The sequence below is a fragment of the Tateyamaria omphalii genome (assembly GCF_014651375.1).
Classification (GTDB): Bacteria; Pseudomonadota; Alphaproteobacteria; order Rhodobacterales; family Rhodobacteraceae; genus Tateyamaria; species Tateyamaria omphalii.
In genome coordinates this window covers 293,160-311,849 of record NZ_BMWT01000001.1, presented here as the reverse complement: position 1 = coordinate 311,849, position 18,690 = coordinate 293,160, and the positions used below count along the sequence as shown (strand labels likewise).

21 protein-coding genes, 1 tRNA gene and 2 riboswitches are annotated in these 18,690 nt (G+C 59.5%); of the genes, 16 read left to right on the top strand and 6 right to left on the bottom strand.

The window, feature by feature from the left end:
- Positions 1-9 precede the first annotated feature (9 nt).
- From IE087_RS01425 to IE087_RS01415, 3 genes are all read left to right on the top strand, one after another.
- Positions 10-876, top strand: coding sequence for a branched-chain amino acid aminotransferase (locus IE087_RS01425; RefSeq protein WP_189367143.1), 867 nt, complete (start codon positions 10-12; stop codon positions 874-876).
- 1 nt (position 877) lies between these two features.
- Positions 878-1,231, top strand: coding sequence for a nuclear transport factor 2 family protein (locus IE087_RS01420; RefSeq protein WP_189367142.1), 354 nt, complete (start codon positions 878-880; stop codon positions 1,229-1,231).
- Positions 1,232-1,346: 115 nt separating this feature from the next.
- Positions 1,347-2,903, top strand: a complete 1,557-nt coding sequence (locus tag IE087_RS01415) for an alkaline phosphatase D family protein (protein WP_189367141.1) — start codon at positions 1,347-1,349, stop codon at positions 2,901-2,903.
- A 28-nt stretch (positions 2,904-2,931) separates the two neighbouring features.
- Here the strand turns inward: IE087_RS01415 and IE087_RS01410 are convergent, their stop codons facing one another.
- Positions 2,932-3,873: a DMT family transporter gene (locus IE087_RS01410; protein WP_189367140.1), complete on the bottom strand. Its 942-nt coding sequence runs from the start codon at positions 3,871-3,873 to the stop codon at positions 2,932-2,934.
- Positions 3,874-3,916: 43 nt separating this feature from the next.
- The gene (locus IE087_RS01405) at positions 3,917-4,309 is read right to left on the bottom strand and encodes a DM13 domain-containing protein (protein ID WP_189367139.1); all 393 of its coding nucleotides are present in this window, start codon (positions 4,307-4,309) and stop codon (positions 3,917-3,919) included.
- Between the two features lie 138 nt (positions 4,310-4,447).
- Here IE087_RS01405 and IE087_RS01400 point away from each other — a divergent pair, with 138 nt between their 5' ends.
- Positions 4,448-5,029, top strand: a complete 582-nt coding sequence (locus IE087_RS01400; RefSeq protein ID WP_189367138.1) for a TetR/AcrR family transcriptional regulator — start codon at positions 4,448-4,450, stop codon at positions 5,027-5,029.
- Here IE087_RS01400 and aroC read toward each other — a convergent pair.
- Entirely contained in the window at positions 5,026-6,126 is a 1,101-nt protein-coding gene (gene aroC / locus IE087_RS01395; protein ID WP_189367137.1) for a chorismate synthase, read from the bottom strand. The genes IE087_RS01400 and aroC overlap by 4 nt on opposite strands.
- Positions 6,127-6,367: 241 nt before the next feature.
- On the opposite strand from aroC, the gene IE087_RS23760 reads away from it, so the two are divergent.
- From IE087_RS23760 to IE087_RS01375, 4 genes are all read left to right on the top strand, one after another.
- Entirely contained in the window at positions 6,368-6,508 is a 141-nt protein-coding gene (locus IE087_RS23760) for an SEC-C metal-binding domain-containing protein (RefSeq protein ID WP_373296485.1), read from the top strand.
- Positions 6,509-6,555: 47 nt separating this feature from the next.
- A riboswitch (TPP riboswitch) is annotated at positions 6,556-6,655 on the top strand.
- Between the two features lie 38 nt (positions 6,656-6,693).
- On the top strand, positions 6,694-7,674 hold the full coding sequence (locus tag IE087_RS01385) for a thiamine ABC transporter substrate-binding protein (protein WP_189367136.1): 981 nt from the start codon (positions 6,694-6,696) through the stop codon (positions 7,672-7,674).
- Complete coding sequence (locus IE087_RS01380; protein ID WP_189367135.1) at positions 7,650-9,197, top strand: thiamine/thiamine pyrophosphate ABC transporter permease ThiP; 1,548 nt, start codon at positions 7,650-7,652, stop codon at positions 9,195-9,197. Before IE087_RS01385 ends, IE087_RS01380 begins: the two co-directional genes overlap by 25 nt.
- On the top strand, positions 9,184-9,879 hold the full coding sequence (locus IE087_RS01375) for a thiamine ABC transporter ATP-binding protein (protein ID WP_189367134.1): 696 nt from the start codon (positions 9,184-9,186) through the stop codon (positions 9,877-9,879). Before IE087_RS01380 ends, IE087_RS01375 begins: the two co-directional genes overlap by 14 nt.
- On the opposite strand, the gene IE087_RS01370 is transcribed toward IE087_RS01375, so the two are convergent.
- Complete coding sequence (locus IE087_RS01370) at positions 9,868-10,308, bottom strand: 6,7-dimethyl-8-ribityllumazine synthase (protein WP_189367133.1); 441 nt, start codon at positions 10,306-10,308, stop codon at positions 9,868-9,870. The two genes, IE087_RS01375 and IE087_RS01370, sit on opposite strands and share 12 nt — an antisense overlap.
- A gap of 176 nt (positions 10,309-10,484) precedes the next feature.
- A riboswitch (FMN riboswitch) is annotated at positions 10,485-10,643 on the bottom strand.
- Positions 10,644-10,704: 61 nt separating this feature from the next.
- Between IE087_RS01370 and IE087_RS01365 the strand changes: the two genes are divergently transcribed.
- The 6 genes from IE087_RS01365 to IE087_RS01340 all read left to right on the top strand — a co-directional run bounded on the left by IE087_RS01365 (position 10,705) and on the right by IE087_RS01340 (position 15,507).
- A complete protein-coding gene (locus IE087_RS01365; protein ID WP_189367132.1) occupies positions 10,705-11,319 on the top strand; it encodes an FMN-binding negative transcriptional regulator in 615 nt (204 codons plus the stop codon).
- Positions 11,320-11,349: 30 nt separating this feature from the next.
- Complete coding sequence (locus tag IE087_RS01360; RefSeq protein WP_189367131.1) at positions 11,350-11,952, top strand: glutathione S-transferase; 603 nt, start codon at positions 11,350-11,352, stop codon at positions 11,950-11,952.
- A gap of 336 nt (positions 11,953-12,288) precedes the next feature.
- Positions 12,289-12,852, top strand: coding sequence for a ubiquinol-cytochrome c reductase iron-sulfur subunit (petA, locus tag IE087_RS01355; protein WP_189367130.1), 564 nt, complete (start codon positions 12,289-12,291; stop codon positions 12,850-12,852).
- A 12-nt stretch (positions 12,853-12,864) separates the two neighbouring features.
- Positions 12,865-14,211 carry a cytochrome b gene (gene petB / locus IE087_RS01350; protein WP_189367129.1) on the top strand — a complete coding sequence of 449 codons (1,347 nt, stop codon included), beginning with the start codon at positions 12,865-12,867 and terminating at the stop codon, positions 14,209-14,211.
- 13 nt (positions 14,212-14,224) lie between these two features.
- Complete coding sequence (locus tag IE087_RS01345) at positions 14,225-15,013, top strand: cytochrome c1 (protein WP_189367128.1); 789 nt, start codon at positions 14,225-14,227, stop codon at positions 15,011-15,013.
- Between the two features lie 125 nt (positions 15,014-15,138).
- Positions 15,139-15,507, top strand: a complete 369-nt coding sequence (locus IE087_RS01340; RefSeq protein WP_189367127.1) for a DUF1304 domain-containing protein — start codon at positions 15,139-15,141, stop codon at positions 15,505-15,507.
- Here IE087_RS01340 and mtaB read toward each other — a convergent pair.
- Together mtaB and dapF are read right to left on the bottom strand one after the other, a co-directional pair.
- Positions 15,504-16,751: a tRNA (N(6)-L-threonylcarbamoyladenosine(37)-C(2))-methylthiotransferase MtaB gene (gene mtaB, locus IE087_RS01335; RefSeq protein ID WP_189367126.1), complete on the bottom strand. Its 1,248-nt coding sequence runs from the start codon at positions 16,749-16,751 to the stop codon at positions 15,504-15,506. The two genes, IE087_RS01340 and mtaB, sit on opposite strands and share 4 nt — an antisense overlap.
- Positions 16,748-17,587 (bottom strand): diaminopimelate epimerase, encoded by an 840-nt coding sequence (dapF, locus tag IE087_RS01330; protein ID WP_189368296.1) that lies wholly within the window; start codon positions 17,585-17,587, stop codon positions 16,748-16,750. The genes mtaB and dapF overlap by 4 nt, the downstream gene beginning before the upstream one ends.
- A 97-nt stretch (positions 17,588-17,684) precedes the next feature.
- On the opposite strand from dapF, the gene IE087_RS01325 reads away from it, so the two are divergent.
- Positions 17,685-17,760: transfer RNA gene (locus tag IE087_RS01325), tRNA-Lys, on the top strand.
- A 174-nt stretch (positions 17,761-17,934) separates the two neighbouring features.
- The gene (locus IE087_RS01320; protein ID WP_189367125.1) at positions 17,935-18,489 is read left to right on the top strand and encodes a metallophosphoesterase; all 555 of its coding nucleotides are present in this window, start codon (positions 17,935-17,937) and stop codon (positions 18,487-18,489) included.
- The last annotated feature ends 201 nt before the right edge of the window (positions 18,490-18,690 follow it).

The window sequence follows — 18,690 nt, the reverse complement described above, 5'->3', positions numbered from 1 at the left end:
GAGGGTGCCATGGCTGGCTACGATGATCGCGACGGGAAAATCTGGATGGACGGCCAAATGGTCGACTGGCGGCAGGCGAATGTCCATATTCTCACGCATGCCATGCACTATGCGTCGTCTGTATTCGAAGGCGAGCGCGCCTATGATGGCAAGATTTTTCTGAGCCGAAAGCATTCGGAGCGCCTGCACTACTCGGCTGGTGAGTTGGATTTCCAAATCCCCTACACAGTTGATGAAATCGAAGCGGCCAAGCAGGAAGTGCTGACCATGAACGGGTTGACCGACGCCTATGTACGGGCTGTGGCCTGGCGCGGTGCAGGTGAAGATATGGGTGTCGCATCTGCCAGGAACCCGGTTCATCTGGCCATCGCGGCCTGGGAGTGGGGCAACTACTACGGCGACGCCAAGTACAAGGGCGCCAAGATCGACATCGCCAAGTGGAAGCGGCCCTCGCCCGAGACGGCCCCGGTCCATGCCAAGGCGGCGGGTCTTTACATGATCTGCACCACATCCAAGCATGCGGCAGAGGCCAAAGGATGTTCGGACGCTTTGTTCATGGATTACCGTGGCTACGTGGCGGAGTGCACAGGCGCCAACATCTTCTTCGTCAAGGATGGCGAGGTGCATACACCCAAGGCAGATGTGTTCCTGAATGGTCTGACACGGCAAACTGTCATCGGCATGTTGGAAGATCGCCAGATCAAGGTGCATGAACGTGTGATCATGCCTGATGAGCTGGAAGGATTCGAACAGTGCTGGCTGACCGGCACTGCGGCCGAGGTCACGCCGGTTGGTGAAATTGCCGACTACAATTTCGAAGTTGGCGCGATCACCCGGGAGATTTCGGAAAGCTACGAAAAGATGGTACGCGCATAGCGTGGACTTCGACGCCTTTGCCGTTGAGTGGGAGACCGCCTGGAACTCTCACGACCTTGATCGCATCCTCGCGCATTACAGCGAGGATGTGATTTTCCGATCGACCAAGGCGATGCGTTTGGTCGGGTATGGTGAATTGAGGGGCAAGGCGGCGTTGCGCGACTATTGGAGCCGCGCGCTGGTAGCTCAACCTGACCTGTCCTTTGTGGTGGTGGACGTGTTGCACGGGCACGGTATGCTGGTGATCACTTACCGCAACCAACGTGATGTGCTGGCAGCAGAGACGTTGCGATTCGGGCCAGACGGCTTGGTGGTTGAGGCATCTGCGTGTCACAAGCCACAGGGGCGGGCCTAGCACCTCGGCGCATTCCCGCTCGTCATAAAACCTTGCCTGTTCTGTTACGTGCACGCCAATCGCACGTCACCCAAACCCTGTTGTCTGGCGGCATTCGACCAACAGGGAGCACACCATGCCACTCATTCGCCCAACCCGCCGCGCTTTTCTGGCGACAACAACCGCCTTTCTGGCGGCACCCGCGATCAGTCGCGCCGCTGATCGGCCAGTCTTCACCCACGGAGTGCAATCCGGCGATGTCGATACGACATCGGGCATGATCTGGACCCGCACCGATCGTCCCGCCCGGATCGAGATGGAGGTGGCGACGACTGAGAGCTTTGCCAACGCGCGCCGTCTTGCGCCGATGGATGCGATCCCCGGCAGCGATCTGTCGGTCAAGCGCCTGGTGGATGGGCTGCCGTCTGATCAGGACATCTTTTATCGCTTCACCGCCATGGACCTGTCAGACATCAATGCGACCTCTGAGCCGCTGGTTGGGCGGTTTCGCACCGCGCCCGCGTCGCGCCGCGACATCCGCTTTGCGTGGTCTGGTGACACCGCTGGTCAGGGATGGGGGATCGATGACGAGGGCATGCTGACCTACGCCACCATGGCCGGGCACGAGCCCGATTTCTTTATCCACTCGGGCGACACGGTCTATGCCGATGGGCCGATGGAGGATTCGGTGGAAAAGGATGGGTCAGTGATCTGGCAAAACACCACGCTGATCGATGCCAAGCGCAAGGTGGCCGAAAGCCTGCAAGAGTTCCGCGATCAGTGGAAATACAACATGATGGACACCCATGTGCAGGCGTTGAACGCCTCTGTCCCAACCTTCATGCAGTGGGACGATCACGAGGTCACCAACAACTGGTCGGACAGCAAGGACCTGGTGGGCGATGACCGGTACACCGAGAAATCCGTGCATGTCCTGCAGGCCCGCGCCACGCGCGCCTTCCACGAGATGACACCGTTGCGCATCACACCGTCTGAGCCGAACCGGGTCTATCGCAAGATCAACTACGGTCCAATGCTGGATGTCTTCTTCCTCGATCTGCGCAGCTACCGCGGCCCGAACGCCGCCCCGCAGGGCGACACGCTGGATGATAGCACGCGCGTGATCGGGGCCGAGCAGATGGCGTGGCTGAAGCGGGAGTTGGCGAACAGCACAGCGACGTGGAAGGTGATCGCAGCGGATCAGCCCATCGGGTTGATCGTGTGGGACAATTTCCGCGAACAGGCCGGGTCCGAAGGAATGGCGGATGGCACCAGTGCGGGACCCAAGGGGCGCGAGCTGGAGGTGGCTGAGTTGCTGCGCTTCATCAAGACGGCGAACATTTCCAACACTGTGTGGTTCACCGCCGATGTGCACTACACAGCAGCGCACTACTACGACCCTAACAGAGCACAATTCAGCGATTTTGAGCCGTTTTGGGAGTTTGTATCGGGCCCGTTACATGCCGGTACATTTGGCCCGAACGCGCTGGATGGCACCTTTGGCCCCGAAGTGAAGTTCGTAAAGGCCCCAACCGAGGAGCAGGGGGTGAACCTGCCGCCGAGTGCTGGTCTGCAATTCTTTGGTCTTGTCGACATTGATGGTGCAACGCAGGAGATGACGGTGCGCCTGATGGATCGCGCTGACACGGAATTGTATCGCGTGACGCTTGAGCCAAAGGGCCTCAGCCTTTGATCCAGGGGCGCGCCGGTTTTCCGGCGCGCTACCCCTTGGGGTCAGTCACTGACCGTGCCCGATTGCGGCCACCGCCAAGCTGCCGTTCACGCCAGATGATGATCACACCGCCAAGCACCACGAGTGAGGCACCAACCACGGTCGCTGACGTCGGCAGCTCCGAGAAAATGACGTAGCCGATCAGGGCTGCAAATATGAGCGATGCGTAGTCAAACGGCGCCAGCATCGAGGCTGCACCAAAGCGGAAGCTGGATGTGACCAGAATTTGTGCAATGCCCCCGATCAGTCCCGCGCCGATCAGCAAGATCAGATCCAGCCGCGATGGGATGATCCATCCGAACGGCAAGCTGAACAAGCTCAGAACTGTGGCCGTCAGCGAGAAATAGAAGACGATTGCTGCCGTGTGTTCGGTTTTGACCAGTGTACGGATGTGGATTTGCACCAACGCACGCAAGATAGATGCCCCCAGAACCATCAGCGCGCCAATTGTTCCGGCGGCCCCCATCGTTTCTGGATCGACTGACAAACGCGGCCACATCACGATCATAACGCCGACCAGACCTAGGGCGACGGCCGAGATGCGGAACAGGCGTACCTTTTCGCCCAGCATGATTGCGGCCAGGATGACCGTGAACATCGGTGTGGCATAGCCGATTGCCGTGACTTCGGGCAGCGGCAAGAGCGCCAGCCCGGCAAAGGTGAGAGCCATGGCTGTCGTGCCAAACAACCCACGCCAGATATGACCCGTCAGGTTCTTGGGGGTCAGGGCCTCGCGCACTTCACCCGTGTTCCAGATCCAGGCGATGATGATTGGCATGGCAAAGAGAGAGCGGAAGAACACCGCCTGGCCTGCCGGCACGCTTTGGGTCGCTACTTTGATCATGGCCGCCATCACCATGAACAAAAACACCGCCATCAGCTTCAAGGCGATGGCGGTGCCGGGTTTGTTCTGAGTTGTGGGAGCTTTCATTTCCCCCGATCCTTGTCGGGTCGGGAGAGGAATGGCAAGCCGATCAGTTCAGTTTGGCGACACCAAGCGGAACACTGAACTTTTCACACCAGATGTAGACTTCGTTGAACTCGGACACATCCACGCCTGCCGGAACGACAAAGGATTGTGCGCCGGTCAGATTGCCCAGCACGCCCGAGTCGGTGTTGCCGTTGTAAAAGCCGTCTTTGCCCAGGCCGACACGTGGATCGGGTGCACCGTCGAGGCTGAAGTCATCACCCAATACAATGGTATGGCTGCCGTCTGCGTTCTTGATCACTTCGACCGCGCCGGTCGTGATGTGGTCCGATGCGCCGGTGAATGTGCCGGTAGAAACTGTTTCGGCAGATGCGGGTGCGGCGGCAAAGCCAATGACGATCGCGAGTGTCAGGGCAAATGATTTGAGTACGCTATACATGTTGATCTCCGTTTTGGACTGATTGGTTCCTAACTGAGCGATAGCATTGGGAACTGAATGGTACAAAACACGAAAGCGTGAGTTCTGGACTATTTGGTTCCGAATGCTATATAGAAGGTCAGACACCGGAGATTTCACATGGCACGCCCCAGATCCTTTGACACAGATGACGCCCTTGAAAAGGCGATGCATGTTTTTTGGGAGCGTGGCTATGAAGGCGCATCGCTGCCGGACTTGCTGGATGGCATGGGGCTGACGCGGGGCAGTCTCTACAAAGCGTTTACTGACAAGAAGACACTCTTCCTCAAAGTGTTGGAGCGGTATGAAACCCAAGCTGTGCAAGCAGGTGTTGCAATGCTGAGCGACTCAACTGCTCCCAACGGCGCTGAGCGTATCATGGCCATGTTCAAGGGTTCGTACCAAAACGTGGTCGAGGGTGACGCGCGCGGTTGCCTGTTGTGCACGGCTGCCGCGGGGCCCTGTAACTATGATGAAGAGATTGCCAAGTCTGTCTCACGCGGGTTGGGCACACTGCGTGACGGTATTTACGTGGCGCTAGGCGCATCGCCACGACATGCGACATTGAGCGAAGCCGAACGCGGTGCGTTGGCCGATATGGTTCTTGCGCAATATGTCGGGTTGCGCACCATGGCGCGCGCGCGCATCGATCACGACACGCTGCACAACATCGTGCGTTCGGTTGGTGTGATGCTGGCCTAGCCGATGGGGCCGCGCACGCCACCCGTCTGACCGCGATCGAGCAGCAGGTGATCCAGGATCACACAGGCCATCATGGCCTCGCCCACCGGCACGGCGCGGATGCCGACACATGGGTCGTGACGGCCTTTGGTGATGATTTCAGCCTTTTCACCCGACTTGGTGATGGTCTTGCGGGTTTGCAGGATCGACGATGTGGGTTTGACGGCGAAACGTACAACGATGTCTTGCCCGGTCGAGATACCACCCAAGATGCCACCTGCATGGTTGGATGAATACTCGGGGCCATCAGGTCCCATCGAGATTTCATCGGCGTTCAGCTCGCCTGTCAGCATGGCGGCGGACATGCCTTCGCCAATCTCCACCCCTTTGACGGCGTTGATGGACATCATCCCGGCGGCCAGATCAGTGTCTAACTTGCCATACACGGGGGCCCCAAGGCCGGTCGGCACGCCGCGCGCGACGACCTCAATCACAGCGCCAACAGACGAGCCGGACTTGCGCAGCCCGTCGAGGTAGTCGGCCCATGTCTCTGCCGCTTTGGCGTCAGGCACCCAGAACGGGTTTTGGTCGATCTGCTCCCAATCGAACTGTGCGCGGTCGATTTCATGGGCACCCATACGGGTCATGTAGCCTTTGATTTCGATCCCCGGCACCAAGGTGTCTAGGGCCGCACGCGCCAGACCACCGGCAGCAACACGCGCCGCCGTTTCGCGGGCCGACGATCGGCCACCACCGCGATAGTCGCGGATACCGTATTTCTGCCAGTAGGTGATGTCGGCATGGCCGGGGCGGAACTTCTCTGCGATGTCGCCGTAGTCTTTTGAGCGTTGATCCGTGTTCTCGATCATCAACTGGACCGGGGTGCCGGTGGTCTTGCCCTCGAACACGCCAGACAGGATTTTCACGGCATCCGGTTCGCGCCGCTGGGTTGTATACTTGTTCTGGCCCGGTTTGCGCTTGTCCAGCCAGTGCTGAAGCATCGCTTCGTCGACCTCGATGCCCGGCGGGCACCCGTCAACAGTTGCGCCGAGCGCCGGTCCGTGGCTTTCGCCCCACGTGGTCACGCGGAAGAGATGGCCAAAACTGTTGATTGACATGGGACTGCTCCAACAAGGTTCACGGGGACATACGCCGCGTAGGATGCGATGCCAAGTCCATTGAAAATCTGTTGTTTTGAACGCCGCGCCATTCTAACAGAGCGATCCACGCAAAACCGATGGAGGCTGACATGGCAAAACGCATTGATCCCCAGGACCGCCCCTCATTTCGAGGTGATCTCTAAACGCAGACGTTCGTTCCCGTCCGAGACTCAGGTCAAGACCGGTGATCGCACGGTGCATGGGCGATGTGGAACTTCGTGAGAAGCTTGGTCGCAATGATCCGTGTCCGTGCGGTTCGGGCAAACGGTTCAAACGCTGTTGCCTGCGCAGTGGACGGTATGACGGCAGTTGGCGAGACCACTACTTTCAGAGAACGTGACTGAAACGTGAGGGCGCTTGCCACTTGGCGGGTGCCCTCCTATACCTGCGTTCACCTCGGGGTGTCCGACAGGGCTGAGATGCAAGAAGCGAACCCGTTGAACCTGAACCGGTTAACACCGGCGGAGGGAAGGTTTGGCTTATCCCAAGATCCTTATCCCGCCGCCTCTCTGATTGGAGGATGCGATGAAATACGCTTTGACCTTGGCCGCTGCGCTGGGTGCTACGACGGCGCTGGCCGACACCCCCGTTCTGACTGTTTATGCAGGTGACTACTTTACGTCCGAGTGGGGACCTGGCCCGACGCTCGAGACGGAGTTTGAAAAGATCTGTGCGTGCGATCTGGAGTGGTCCACCGGCGATTTGGTTCCGCGGCTGTTGCTGGAAGGTGAGCGGACGAAGGCGGATGTCGTGATTGGTCTGACATCGGATGTGACGGCCAAGGCACGCGCAACCGGGTTGTTCGCGCCGCATGGGCAGGACAACAGCGCGCTGACGCTGCCCATTGAGTGGACGGACGACACGTTCCTGCCCTTCAACTACGGCCACACGGCGTTCATCTACAACGAGACGACGATGGACGCGCCCCCCGCGAGCTTTGAGGAGCTGTTGGCACTGCCCGATGATGTGAAGATCGTCATTCAGGACCCGCGCACGTCGATCTCGGGTCTCGCGTTGGTTTTGTGGGTGCAGGCTGTCTATGGCGACAAGTCCGCTGAAGTATGGGAAAGCCTGTCCGACAACATCCTGACCGTAACGAAGGATTGGTCGTCGTCCTACGGCCTCTTCACCGATGGTGAGGCGGATATGGTCCTGAGCTACACCACCTCGCCCGCGTACCACATGTTCGCCGAAGAGGATTTCACCAAGAAGGCGGCGATCTTCCCCGAAGGTCACTATTTCATGGTCGAAACCGTGGGCAAGATTGCGGGAACGGACCAGCCTGAGCTGGCAGACCAGTTCCTGGCCTTTGTAATGTCGCGTGATTTCCAAACCATCATTCCAACCGCCAACTGGTCGCTGCCATCGGCATTGCCGCAGGCAGATTGGCCCGAAGGGTGGTCGGAATTGCCGCTGCCCGAGAAGGTTCTGTTCTACTCGGAAACGGAAGCGGCGGACCTGCAAGCGGACGCGATTGAGACATGGCGCGCCGCGCTCAGCCAGTAAGCCCTTGGGTTGGCATCATCGCGGCGGGTTTCATCGTCGCGGTGGTGATTGCCGCCTTTGTCGGCATCAGCCAGCGGATTGAGAGCACCACTGGCCTGCGCGCTGCCGAATGGCAGGCGGTACGCTTTACCGTCTGGCAGGCCTTCTTGTCAGCGCTGATTTCCATGTTGTTGGCCGTGCCGGTGGCGCGGGCGTTGGCGCGACGGCGGGTCCCAGGACATACGTTGTTGGTGACTTTGCTGGGTGCGCCGTTCATCTTGCCGGTGATTGTCGCTGTGCTGGGGTTGCTTGCCATCTTCGGTCGCAATGGGTGGCTAAACACAGGGCTTGACCTGTTGGGGCTGCCGGATGTGTCGATCTATGGCGCGCATGGTGTTGTTCTAGCTCACGTGTTCTTCAACATGCCGCTGGCCACGCGCCTGATCCTGCAGGGCTGGCAATCTGTTCCGTCTGAGCAATTTCGTATGGTGGGGCAGCTTGGTTTGTCGCCCCGCATGGTGTTTCGCATCATCGAATGGCCGATCCTGCGGCAGGTGGTGCCGGGGGCCTTTGCCCTGATCTTTGTCATTTGTCTGACGAGTTTTGCGGTTGCGCTGACCCTTGGCGGTGGGCCGCGCGCGACGACGATTGAGCTTGCCATCTATCAGGCATTCAAATTCGATTTCGACCTTGGGCGCGCGGCGGTGCTGAGCCTGCTGCAACTGGCTGTAGCTGGGGCTGCAGCGGTGCTGGCCCTGTGGATTCTGCCGCCCATCGCCCTGCAAACCGGGCGCGACCGGGTGGTGCGCCGGTGGGATGTGCCAAGCCCGTGGGGGGATACGTTCTGGATCACGCTCGCCGCCGGGTTCCTGTTGTTGCCGCTTCTGTCCATTGCGCTGTCCGGTCTTGTCGGTCTGTTTTACATGCCACTTTCCGTGCTGACTGCGACATGGACAACCATTTGGGTTGCCTGCGTCAGTACCGCTGTTTTGCTGGTGCTTGCGCTGCCGATGGCGGCGTGGCTGGCGCAGGCCAAGTGGGGTGGAGCCGAGGCGTTGACGTTGTTGGGGCTTGTCGCATCGCCCCTGATGATCGGGACGGGGTGGTTCATCCTGATCTATCCCTACGTGTCTCCAACCGCTTTTGCGCTGCCCGTTACGGCCTTGATCAACGCGATGATGGCGCTGCCCTTTGCCGTGCGCATCCTGCTGCCGCCGATGCGGCAGGTGTTCACAGACTATGGTCGTCTGACCATGGGTGTCGGGCTGCGCGGGGTGATGCTGTGGCGTATCGTGTTGGCGCCCCGGTTGCGTCCGCAGATCGGCTTTGCGGCTGGGCTGACCGCAGCGTTGAGCGTTGGGGATCTTGGGGTGGTTGCATTGTTCGCGGACCCGGATGTGGCGACGTTGCCGTTGCAAATGTACCGTTTGATGGGTGCCTATCGGACCGAGGCGGCGTCGGGCGCGGCGCTGGTTCTGGTGACGTTGGCGTTTGGGATGTTCTGGATATGTGATGCGTGGGGGCGACGGCATGTTGCGAGTTGAGGAACTGCGGATCACGCAGGGGGACTTTGCCCTAAGCGCGGCGTTCGAGGTGCTGCGCGGGCGCAGGGTCGCCGTGATCGGGCCGTCAGGAGCGGGCAAGTCCACGCTGCTCAACGCCCTCGGTGGGTATATCGACATTGCCGCTGGGAGGATCGAGGTGGATGGGCAGGACGTGACCAATGCACCGCCTGACCGGCGTGGCATCGCGATGCTGTTTCAGGATGGGAACCTGTTTCCGCACCTGACCTTGGCACAGAATGTCGGGCTGGGGATACGGCCTGCGCTGCGGTTGAGCGAGGCTGAAACAGATCGGGTCATGGATGCGCTGGGCCGGGTCGGGTTGCGCGACTTCGCGGATCGGAAGCCCGGGGATGTGTCAGGCGGACAGCAAAGCCGGGCCGCACTGGCACGGGTGCTGGTGCAAGCAAAGCCTTTGCTCTTGCTGGATGAACCCTTTGCTGCGTTGGGCCCTGCCCTGCGCGCGGAGATGCTGGATTTGACGTCAGAGGTGGCACGGGATGCCGGGGCGACGGTTCTGATGATCACCCACGCGCCCGAGGATGCGGAACGGTCGGCGGATGATCTGATCTTTGTCGATGGGGGCCGGGCAGAGGCGCCCCGGCCGGTGGCTGAGGTTATGGCCAATCCGCCCGAAGCGCTGCGTGCCTATCTAGGCCGCTGAGCGCAGGCTTTGTCGCGTATCCACGATGCCAAGCGCGGCCTGGGCTGCTTCGCGTCCCTTGAGCACGAAGTGATCGGCGTAGATGCCTATGTGGTGCGGGGTTTCCTGAAAGTGGTGTGGGGTGAGGGACACCGACAGGATCGGCACGCCGGTTTTCAGGCCCACTTGCATCAGCCCATCCACGACGGCGGACGCAACGAAGTCGTGGCGGTAGATGCCACCGTCGACGACCAGGGCTGCACAGGCTATAGCGTTGTACCGGCCTGTTTCAGCGAGCGTTTGGGCCATCAACGGCATTTCGAACGCACCGGGCACATCAAAGACATCCACTTGATTTGATGCGATAATTTCGGTGAAACCTTGCAAAGCTTGATCGACAATGGCGGCGTGCCACTGGGCTTTGACAAAGGCGAAACGGGTGTGTGTCATATCAATCTCCTTTACGTTGGGGAGAAACCGGCAAACCAGCACCGAAAATCACTGCCTCTCGCATGCGCTCGAACGCGATTTTCGGAAGATATTCTGGCTAAGCCGGTTTCCCCCGAGACACGTCACCCAAGGCGATTGCGCACAGCGCCATATGCACCCGTTTGGGCGCTGACGATGCACGTTCTCTTTCATCCGGACTGTAACCGTCGGCTCAGGCGTCTCACCTGATCTGCTGGACCCAAGATTATTCGTACGAATAATCTTGGCGCTCGTGGGCTCGCGGATTGGGCCCGCATACCACCGGTGGGGAATTTCACCCCGCCCTGAGAACAGCGTCAGGTTGCCAAGTGAAGTCACCCAAGGCAAGAGGAACGCGACGTATCACGGACCAGACTCATGCACCCGAACCCGATCTTTCATACCGAGGCTGAAGACCGGAACATCGCCTTTGTGCGCGAACGTGCCTTTGGCGTGTTGGCCGTGAACGGAGAAGATGGGCCGATGATGTCGCACATCCCCTTTCTGATTGATGAACGGGGCGCGCAGGTTGATCTGCACCTTGTACGGTCGAATCCGATTGCGCGGGCTTTGAAGGCACCGATGAAGGCCAAGATCGCTGTGAGCGGGGCGGACGGATACATCTCACCCGACTGGTATGGCGTGGATGATCAGGTGCCCACGTGGAACTACATCGCCGTCCATCTGACTGGCACGCTTGAGCGGCTGCCGCAAGAGCAGATGCGCGACATGCTGGACCGGCAATCGAAGCATTTCGAGGATCAACTGCTGCCCAAGATCCCGTGGAAGACCGACAAAATGACGCCCGAGGTGCTGGACAAGATGATGCGCCAGATCGTGCCGTGTCGCATGACGATTGAGGCGGTCGATGGCACCTGGAAGCTGAACCAGAACAAGCCGGATGAGGTGAGGTTGCGCGCCTCTGACTACGTGGACGCCTATGGAATCGGGCAAGAGACGCGCATCCTTGCTGCCCTGATGCGCGGGGCCTAGGCTGCGCCCGAACTCACACGGAGAATCGCGATGAAGCTGTTGATGGCGGGGCCCAGCCCCTTTGTGCGTAAGGTTCTGGTTTTGCTGCATGAAACAGGGCAGGCGGACGATGTTGAAACCGTGCAGGTGACGGCGGCGCCCGGTGGCGCTGATGCGACGCTGAAGGCGGCCAACCCTGTGGGCAAGATCCCGGCCTTGGTACGGGATGAGGGGCCGACGCTCTATGACAGCAAGGTCATCTGCCGGTATCTGGACGATCGGGCCAAGGCGGGTCTTTATCCCGAAAAAGGGTGGGAGACGCTGGTGCTGGAGGCCACGGCGGATGCGATGATGGAAGCGGCCGTGTTGATGGTTTACGAAAAGCGGTTCCGGGACGAGGCAGAGCAATCGTCAAAGTGGGTCGAAGCGCAGTGGGGCAAGGTTGAAGGCGCGTTGGACGCTTTGAACGCCCGCTGGATGGGGCATCTGGCCGGAAAAATGGACATTGGCCATATCGGTGTGGGCTGTGCGCTGGGCTATCTGGATTTCCGCCATGGCGATCGGGACTGGCGCAAGGGCCGGGATGCATTGGCGGGCTGGTATGAGGCATTTGCCGCCCGACCGTCGATGGAGGCGACGGCCCCCGCAGCCTGATTTTGCGCAACGTTCGGTGGGTGTTTTGCACCAAACGTGCCCGAATCGGGGTTAACGCCAGCAAATCAAGGCGAATGAGGGCGGTGACATCCGTACACCCCCTGTGCACCCCCCGTACACCGTCCATGCGCCAAAGGCGTGGTTAACGGACCGTGCGGTCTCGAATCTTATCAATGGGTTAATTCAACCCACCTGCGACCACGTGTGTCAGATTGCGCGCTGGACGTGGGCGGGTGACCCAGCTAGATAGCGCGACAAAGTGGCTGCGCGTGCGCGTGGCCTGTGTCGTCATTTGATTTGGCCCTTCGGGGTCGCTGGAAACTGGAGAAGTCCCCCGTGTCCCACGTAGAAGAAGACCACGAAGGCACCCGGCGCGATTTTCTGTACTATGCCACGGCCGGTGCTGGTGCCGTGACCGCGGGTGCAGCGATCTGGCCGTTGGTCAACCAGATGAACCCGTCGGCGGACGTTCTGGCCCTGTCGTCGATCCGCGTTGATGTCAGCGCCATCGAGCCGGGCACGCAGCTGACAGTGAAATGGCTGGGCAAGCCCGTCTTCATTCGCCGTCGCACGGAAGAAGAAATTCAGGCGGCCCGCGACGTTGATCTGGCGGACCTGCCCGACGACATCGCACGCAACGACAACCTGGGCGAAGTTGACGCCTCGGACAGTAACCGCGCGATGGATGAAGCGGGCGAGTGGCTGGTGATGATGGGTGTTTGCACCCACCTGGGTTGTGTGCCCTTGGGCGATGGAGCAGGGGACTTTGGCGGCTGGTTCTGCCCCTGCCACGGCTCGCACTACGATACGTCTGGTCGGATCCGCAAAGGGCCCGCCCCGACCAACCTGCCGGTTCCTGTTGCAGAATTCGTGGACGAAACCACGATCCTACTGGGTTAAGGGAGAGACCTGATGGCTGGAATTCCTCACGACCATTATGAACCGAAGGCGGCCTGGGAAAAGGGTCTTGCCAAGCGGTTGCCGATTGTTGGCCTGCTTTATGACACGCTGATGATCCCGACACCCAAGAACCTGAACTGGATGTGGATCTGGGGCATCGTTCTGACCTTCTGTCTGGCGCTGCAGATCATCACCGGCATCGTTCTGGTGATGCACTACACGCCGCATGTCGATCTGGCCTTTGCCAGTGTTGAGCATATCATGCGCAACGTGAACGGTGGCGCGATGCTGCGCTATCTGCACATGAACGGCGCGTCGCTGTTCTTTGTCGCGGTCTATGCCCACATCTTCCGCGGTCTCTACTACGGGTCCTACAAGGCCCCGCGCGAGATCACGTGGATCATCGGTATGCTCATCTACCTGCTGATGATGGGGACAGCGTTCATGGGCTACGTGCTGCCTTGGGGGCAGATGTCCTTCTGGGGTGCGACCGTGATCACCGGCCTGTTTGGTGCGATCCCGTTCATCGGTGATGCACTGCAAACGTGGCTGTTGGGCGGGCCTGCCGTGGACAATGCCACGCTGAACCGCTTCTTCTCGCTGCACTATCTGCTGCCCTTCGTGATCGCCGGTCTGGTGATCGTGCACATCTGGGCCTTCCACACCACAGGCAACAACAACCCGACCGGTGTTGAAGTGCGCCGGACGTCGAAGGAAGAAGCCGAGAAAGACACGCTGCCCTTCTGGCCCTACTTCGTGATCAAGGACCTGTTCGCGCTGGCGGTCATCCTGGTGGTGTTCTTTGCCATCGTAGGCTTCATGCCAAACTACCTGGGCCACCCCGATAACTACATCGAGGCGAACCCACTTGCGACGCCGGCGCACATCGTTCCGGAATGGTACTTCCTGCCGTTCTACGCGATCCTGCGTGCCTTTGACGGCGACGTCTGGGTGGTGATCATCGCATCGACCCTGACGGGCGGCATCATCGACGCCAAGTTCTTTGGGGTTCTGGCGATGTTCGGTGCCATCGTTGTGATGGCGCTGGTGCCTTGGCTCGACACGTCTTCGGTACGCTCCGGTCGCTATCGTCCGATGTTCAAATGGTGGTTCTGGCTGTTTGTCGTGAACTTCTTTGTTCTGATGTGGGTGGGTGCTATGCCTGCCGAGGGGATCTATCCCTACATCGCCCTGATCGGGTCGACCTACTGGTTCGCATATTTCCTCGTAATCCTGCCTCTGCTCGGCGTGATCGAGAAGCCGGATGCGCAGCCTGCGACCATCGAAGAAGACTTTGCCGCCAAGGCGAGCAAGGGTGAGGCCGGTTCGGCGTCCCCCTCGGCTCAGCCCGCGGAATAAGGAGAGACTGCAGATGTTGAAGAAACTTGCAGCAAGCATGGTGGCAGCGTTCGCGCTGACCACCGGAGCCTTCGCCGCTGGCGGTGCCGGTCATGTTGAGGATGTCGACTTTTCCTTTGACGGACCTTTCGGATCGTTCGACCAGAACCAGCTGCAGCGCGGTTTGCAGATCTACACCGAGATCTGCGCATCGTGCCACGGCCTGCAATACGTGCCGATCCGGACGTTGAGCGACGATGGCGGCCCCGGCCTGCCCGAAGATCAGGTGCGCGCCTATGCCGAGTTCTACGAAGTGTTCGACGCGGAGATCGATGATTTCCGTGCCGCACGTCCTTCGGACAACTTCCCCGGTTCGGCCCTTGAAAATGCACCTGACCTGAGCCTGATGGCCAAGGCACGTGCCGGTTTCCATGGTCCTTACGGTCTGGGCATCAACCAGCTGTTCAAGGGTATTGGCGGTGCCGAATACATCGTAGCCCTGCTGAACGGCTACACGGGTGAGGAAAAGGAAGAGGCGGGTGCCGTTCTGTATGAGAACACGGCGTTCCCTGGTGGCTGGATCGCCATGGCGCCGCCGCTGTATGGGGATGACGTTGAGTTCAACGACGGCCATGCAACTGACCTGCATCACCTGTCCGAGGACGTTGCGGCCTTCCTGATGTGGACGGCGGAACCCAAGATGATGGCCCGCAAGCAGGCGGGCTTTGTCGGCGTGATCTTCCTGACCATCCTGTCGGTCATGCTGTACCTGACCAACAAGCGTCTGTGGGCGCCGGTCAAGGCACGCTACAAGAAGAAGTAATTCCTCTTTTACTAAGTAGTTAGAGCCCCGCCTTTTGGTGGGGCTTTTTTCTTTGTGCAGAATTTCCTTGATAACGACCAAGAAGTCCTCGCAGGTTTCAACTATTCATGTCCGCTGGAGGATACATGTCCACGATTTCAAAAATCCTCGTCGCGCTGGTGGCGCTTGCACATGTGTATTTCTGCTTTGTTGAGATGTATGCGTGGGAAACGCGCGGACCAGAGGTGTTTACCTTCCTCGCGCCGGAGTTGTTCGCACCCACGAAGGATCTGGCGGCCAACCAGGGGCTATACAACCTGTTTCTGGCGGGTGGATTGATCTGGGCGCTGTTTGTGCCCTCGGTTCAATGGCAGCGGAATATCGCGATTTACTTTATGCTGTGTGTTCTGGCCGCCGGTTTGTATGGCGCGCTGACTTTGCCGCTGACCCTGTATGCTCAGGCGATCCCGGCGGCGGTGACGTTGCTGAGCCTGTTTGTTGGCCGCAAGGCCTAGGCCACCAGCTGATTGCCCCGCGTGCCGGAAATACGCGCAGTGACGATTTGACCCTCGGTTTGCGGCGTGTCGAACTGCACTTCAGTGAATTGTTCGGTTCGGCCCATGTGTGGGTTTTCCATCAGGACATGATAGGTTTTGCCCTGTTGCGCCGCAAGGTGTTTGGTCACCTGTGCGCTCCCCGCGGAGCGAAGGCGCGCTGCCCGTTCCTTGATCGCTTTGCCGTTCACTTGTGGCATCCGCGCGGCGGGTGTGCCGGGGCGAGGCGAGTAGGGGAAGACGTGCAGCCATGTGAGGTCGCAGTCTTCCACCAGCTTGAGTGAGTTTTCGAACATCGCTTCGGTCTCGGTCGGGAAGCCCGCGATGATGTCCGCGCCAAAGGTCATGTCCGGTCGCAGCTTGCGTGCCTCCTGCGCAAAGCGGATGGCGTCGTCGCGCAGGTGGCGGCGTTTCATCCGTTTGAGGATCAGGTCATCGCCATGCTGTAGCGACAGATGCAGGTGAGGCATCAGGCGCGGTTCTGTCGCGATGGCCTGCATCAACGCCTCGTCCACCTCGATCGAGTCGATGGAGCTGATGCGCAGGCGTGGCAGGTCGGGTACAAGTTTGAGGATGCGCATCACCAGGTCGCCAAGTTGCGGCTCACCGGGCAGGTCAGCGCCCCATGAAGTCAGATCGACGCCCGTCAGGACCACTTCGTTGAAACCCCGGTCTACCAGCCGTTTGATCTGGTCCACCACGACGCCGGCAGGCACCGAGCGGGAATTGCCGCGCCCGTAGGGGATGATGCAGAAGGTGCAGCGGTGGTCGCAGCCGTTCTGGACCTGCACATAGGCCCGGCTGCGGGTGCCAAACCCGTCAATCAGGTGTCCGGCAGTTTCAGTGACCGACATGATGTCGTCGACCTGCACCGGTTCGGTGCCGAAGTCGCCTGCGAGCCCGGCCCAGGTTTGCGCCTGCATCTTTTCGGTGTTGCCGATGACGGCATCGACCTCGTCCATGTTGGCGAAGGTGTCGGGTTCCGTCTGAGCGGCGCAGCCCGTGACGATCAGCTTGGCATCCGGGTGGATGCGCCGCAGTTTGCGGATGTCCTGCCGCGCCTTGCGCACGGCCTCGGCCGTGACGGCGCAGGTGTTGACCACAACGGCGTTCTCAACACCCGCTTGAGCGGCGAGTTCTTCCATCGCCTTGGTCTCGTAAGCGTTCAGGCGGCAGCCGTGATTGGAGAAGACAGGCGCGCTCATAGGCTTTGCAGGAACTCTGCGGTCAGAGTGCCGTCAAACACATGGGCCGTCGGACCGGACATCCAGACGCCGTCGTCGCGCCAGTCGATGTGCAGGGTGCCGCCATCGAGGTCGATCTGAACCTTGCGCCCTGTCAGGCCGCGCCGGGCAGCCGCCACTGCCGTTGCGCAGGAGGATGACCCCGACGCCAAGGTAATTCCGGTCCCGCGTTCCCAGACGCGCATGCGGATATGGTCAGGTCCGACAATCTGCGCAAACTGCACATTGGTGCGTTCTGGAAAGAGTGGGTGATGTTCGATCTTGGGGCCGATGGTGGCGAGGTCGAGTGTCGACATCTCATCGACGAAGAAGGTGCAATGCGGGTTGCCCATGCCGGTGCCAACCGGGTCGCCGTCAATGGGAAGCGATAGCGTGTCCACGTCCCTTGACAAGGGAATGTCTTGCCAGCCGAGTTGTGGATGGCCCATATTGACCGCTGTGCTGCCATCAGTATTGCGCACCGCACTGAGCATGCCGCGCCCGGTCACATGGACTTCCAGGTGATCTGCAGCGCGCTGTGCAAGCTCGCGCGCGGCGATGCACCGGGTTGCGTTGCCACAGGCCGCTGACTGTGAGCCATCCGCGTTGTAAAAGGTGATCGTCAGGTCAGATCCTTCAGTGATCAGCGCAAGCTGATCGAACCCGACGCCCCGATGCCTGTCTGCCAGTGCGCGCACCAGCGATTCTGTCAGGTCAACAGGTGTATCGCGACCGTCAATTACGACAAAGTCGTTGCCCGCCCCGTGCATTTTCATGAAGGGCCAGTGAGTGGTCGCCATATCCGCCATGCCGCGCATATAAAGCCGGGCTTTCACGGAATCCAGTATGTCGCAGAAAAACATCCAAGAATCGGCTTGACCCTTTGGCCGACCCTTTCTAGATAGGCCGCCTAGTGGGCCGTTAGCTCAGTTGGTAGAGCAACTGACTTTTAATCAGTGGGTCGCAGGTTCGAACCCTGCACGGCTCACCACTGCACCAAATGATGTCATTTACTCATAAGAGTGCGGATTTACGCATAAGTGTGCAGATTGGGCGCTTTGGCCACTATCGCTGAAGATAGCGTTGTGAACGGACATCGCCGATGTTGCGGCGTGGTCATGACCGGCTATCCTACGAAAAAATCAGGGAAACTCGGATAGCAGCTATGGCGCACTGGTACACTGCCGATACGCATTTCGGTCATGAGAACGTTATGAAGTTCTGTGATCGCCCCTTTTCCTCCGTGGAGGAGATGGATGCCGCCTTGATCGCGAACATGTGCGAAAGGGTTCACGAGGACGATGATCTCTGGATCATTGGTGACTTCGCTTTCGGCCCAAGGTCAAAGGATGCTGCCTACCTTAAAGGGATATTCGATCAGCTGCCGGGCGCTCGAAAGCACTTGATCGTTGGGAATCACGATCGCGAACCGACTTTAATGCTGCCGTGGGATACTGTGTCTCCACTTGTTGAGCTCCGTGACGGCCCGCTCAAGCAGTCCAACACGCTTTGCCACTATCCAATGATTACATGGAACCACGCCCGACGTAGCGCTATTCAAATGTTCGGTCACGTTCACAACAACTGGTTTGGTTCGAGAAATTCTGTGAATCTCGGCGTCGATGTTTGGGATTTTGCGCCTGTGCAATTCGATGATGTTGCTGCTAGAGCCTTGGAGTTGCCTGAGAACTTACACTGGAATGACGTAGAGCCAACGTGAGGTGCGGGAAGTGTGAATTCGCTGCAATGCAACATGAACCTGCGAGGAACGTGAAAGCGGACCTTCATAGGCGATGTTGCAGCATCTTCCTGTTTCGGGACACTTTTCAAGAAAACGGTCACTCGTTGTAATCGCACTGTCAACGAGAACCGACTACGAAGTGGACATTGCAAGTTCCAAATGCTTTGTGGCGATATAATT

Coding starts and splice junctions, on each gene's coding strand:
- IE087_RS23760 (WP_373296485.1), top strand. CDS start 6,368: ATGGGCGATGTGGAACTTCGTGAGAAGCTTGGTCGCAATGATCCGTGT.
- IE087_RS01320 (WP_189367125.1), top strand. CDS start 17,935: ATGGCGCACTGGTACACTGCCGATACGCATTTCGGTCATGAGAACGTT.
- IE087_RS01345 (WP_189367128.1), top strand. CDS start 14,225: ATGTTGAAGAAACTTGCAGCAAGCATGGTGGCAGCGTTCGCGCTGACC.
- IE087_RS01375 (WP_189367134.1), top strand. CDS start 9,184: ATGTTGCGAGTTGAGGAACTGCGGATCACGCAGGGGGACTTTGCCCTA.
- IE087_RS01425 (WP_189367143.1), top strand. CDS start 10: ATGGCTGGCTACGATGATCGCGACGGGAAAATCTGGATGGACGGCCAA.
- petB (WP_189367129.1), top strand. CDS start 12,865: ATGGCTGGAATTCCTCACGACCATTATGAACCGAAGGCGGCCTGGGAA.
- IE087_RS01405 (WP_189367139.1), bottom strand. CDS start 4,309: ATGTATAGCGTACTCAAATCATTTGCCCTGACACTCGCGATCGTCATT.
- IE087_RS01365 (WP_189367132.1), top strand. CDS start 10,705: ATGCACCCGAACCCGATCTTTCATACCGAGGCTGAAGACCGGAACATC.
- IE087_RS01360 (WP_189367131.1), top strand. CDS start 11,350: ATGAAGCTGTTGATGGCGGGGCCCAGCCCCTTTGTGCGTAAGGTTCTG.
- IE087_RS01380 (WP_189367135.1), top strand. CDS start 7,650: ATGGCGCGCCGCGCTCAGCCAGTAAGCCCTTGGGTTGGCATCATCGCG.
- IE087_RS01340 (WP_189367127.1), top strand. CDS start 15,139: ATGTCCACGATTTCAAAAATCCTCGTCGCGCTGGTGGCGCTTGCACAT.
- IE087_RS01385 (WP_189367136.1), top strand. CDS start 6,694: ATGAAATACGCTTTGACCTTGGCCGCTGCGCTGGGTGCTACGACGGCG.
- IE087_RS01415 (WP_189367141.1), top strand. CDS start 1,347: ATGCCACTCATTCGCCCAACCCGCCGCGCTTTTCTGGCGACAACAACC.
- mtaB (WP_189367126.1), bottom strand. CDS start 16,751: ATGAGCGCGCCTGTCTTCTCCAATCACGGCTGCCGCCTGAACGCTTAC.
- aroC (WP_189367137.1), bottom strand. CDS start 6,126: ATGTCAATCAACAGTTTTGGCCATCTCTTCCGCGTGACCACGTGGGGC.
- IE087_RS01400 (WP_189367138.1), top strand. CDS start 4,448: ATGGCACGCCCCAGATCCTTTGACACAGATGACGCCCTTGAAAAGGCG.
- dapF (WP_189368296.1), bottom strand. CDS start 17,587: ATGCGCGGCATGGCGGATATGGCGACCACTCACTGGCCCTTCATGAAA.
- IE087_RS01370 (WP_189367133.1), bottom strand. CDS start 10,308: ATGACACACACCCGTTTCGCCTTTGTCAAAGCCCAGTGGCACGCCGCC.
- IE087_RS01410 (WP_189367140.1), bottom strand. CDS start 3,873: ATGAAAGCTCCCACAACTCAGAACAAACCCGGCACCGCCATCGCCTTG.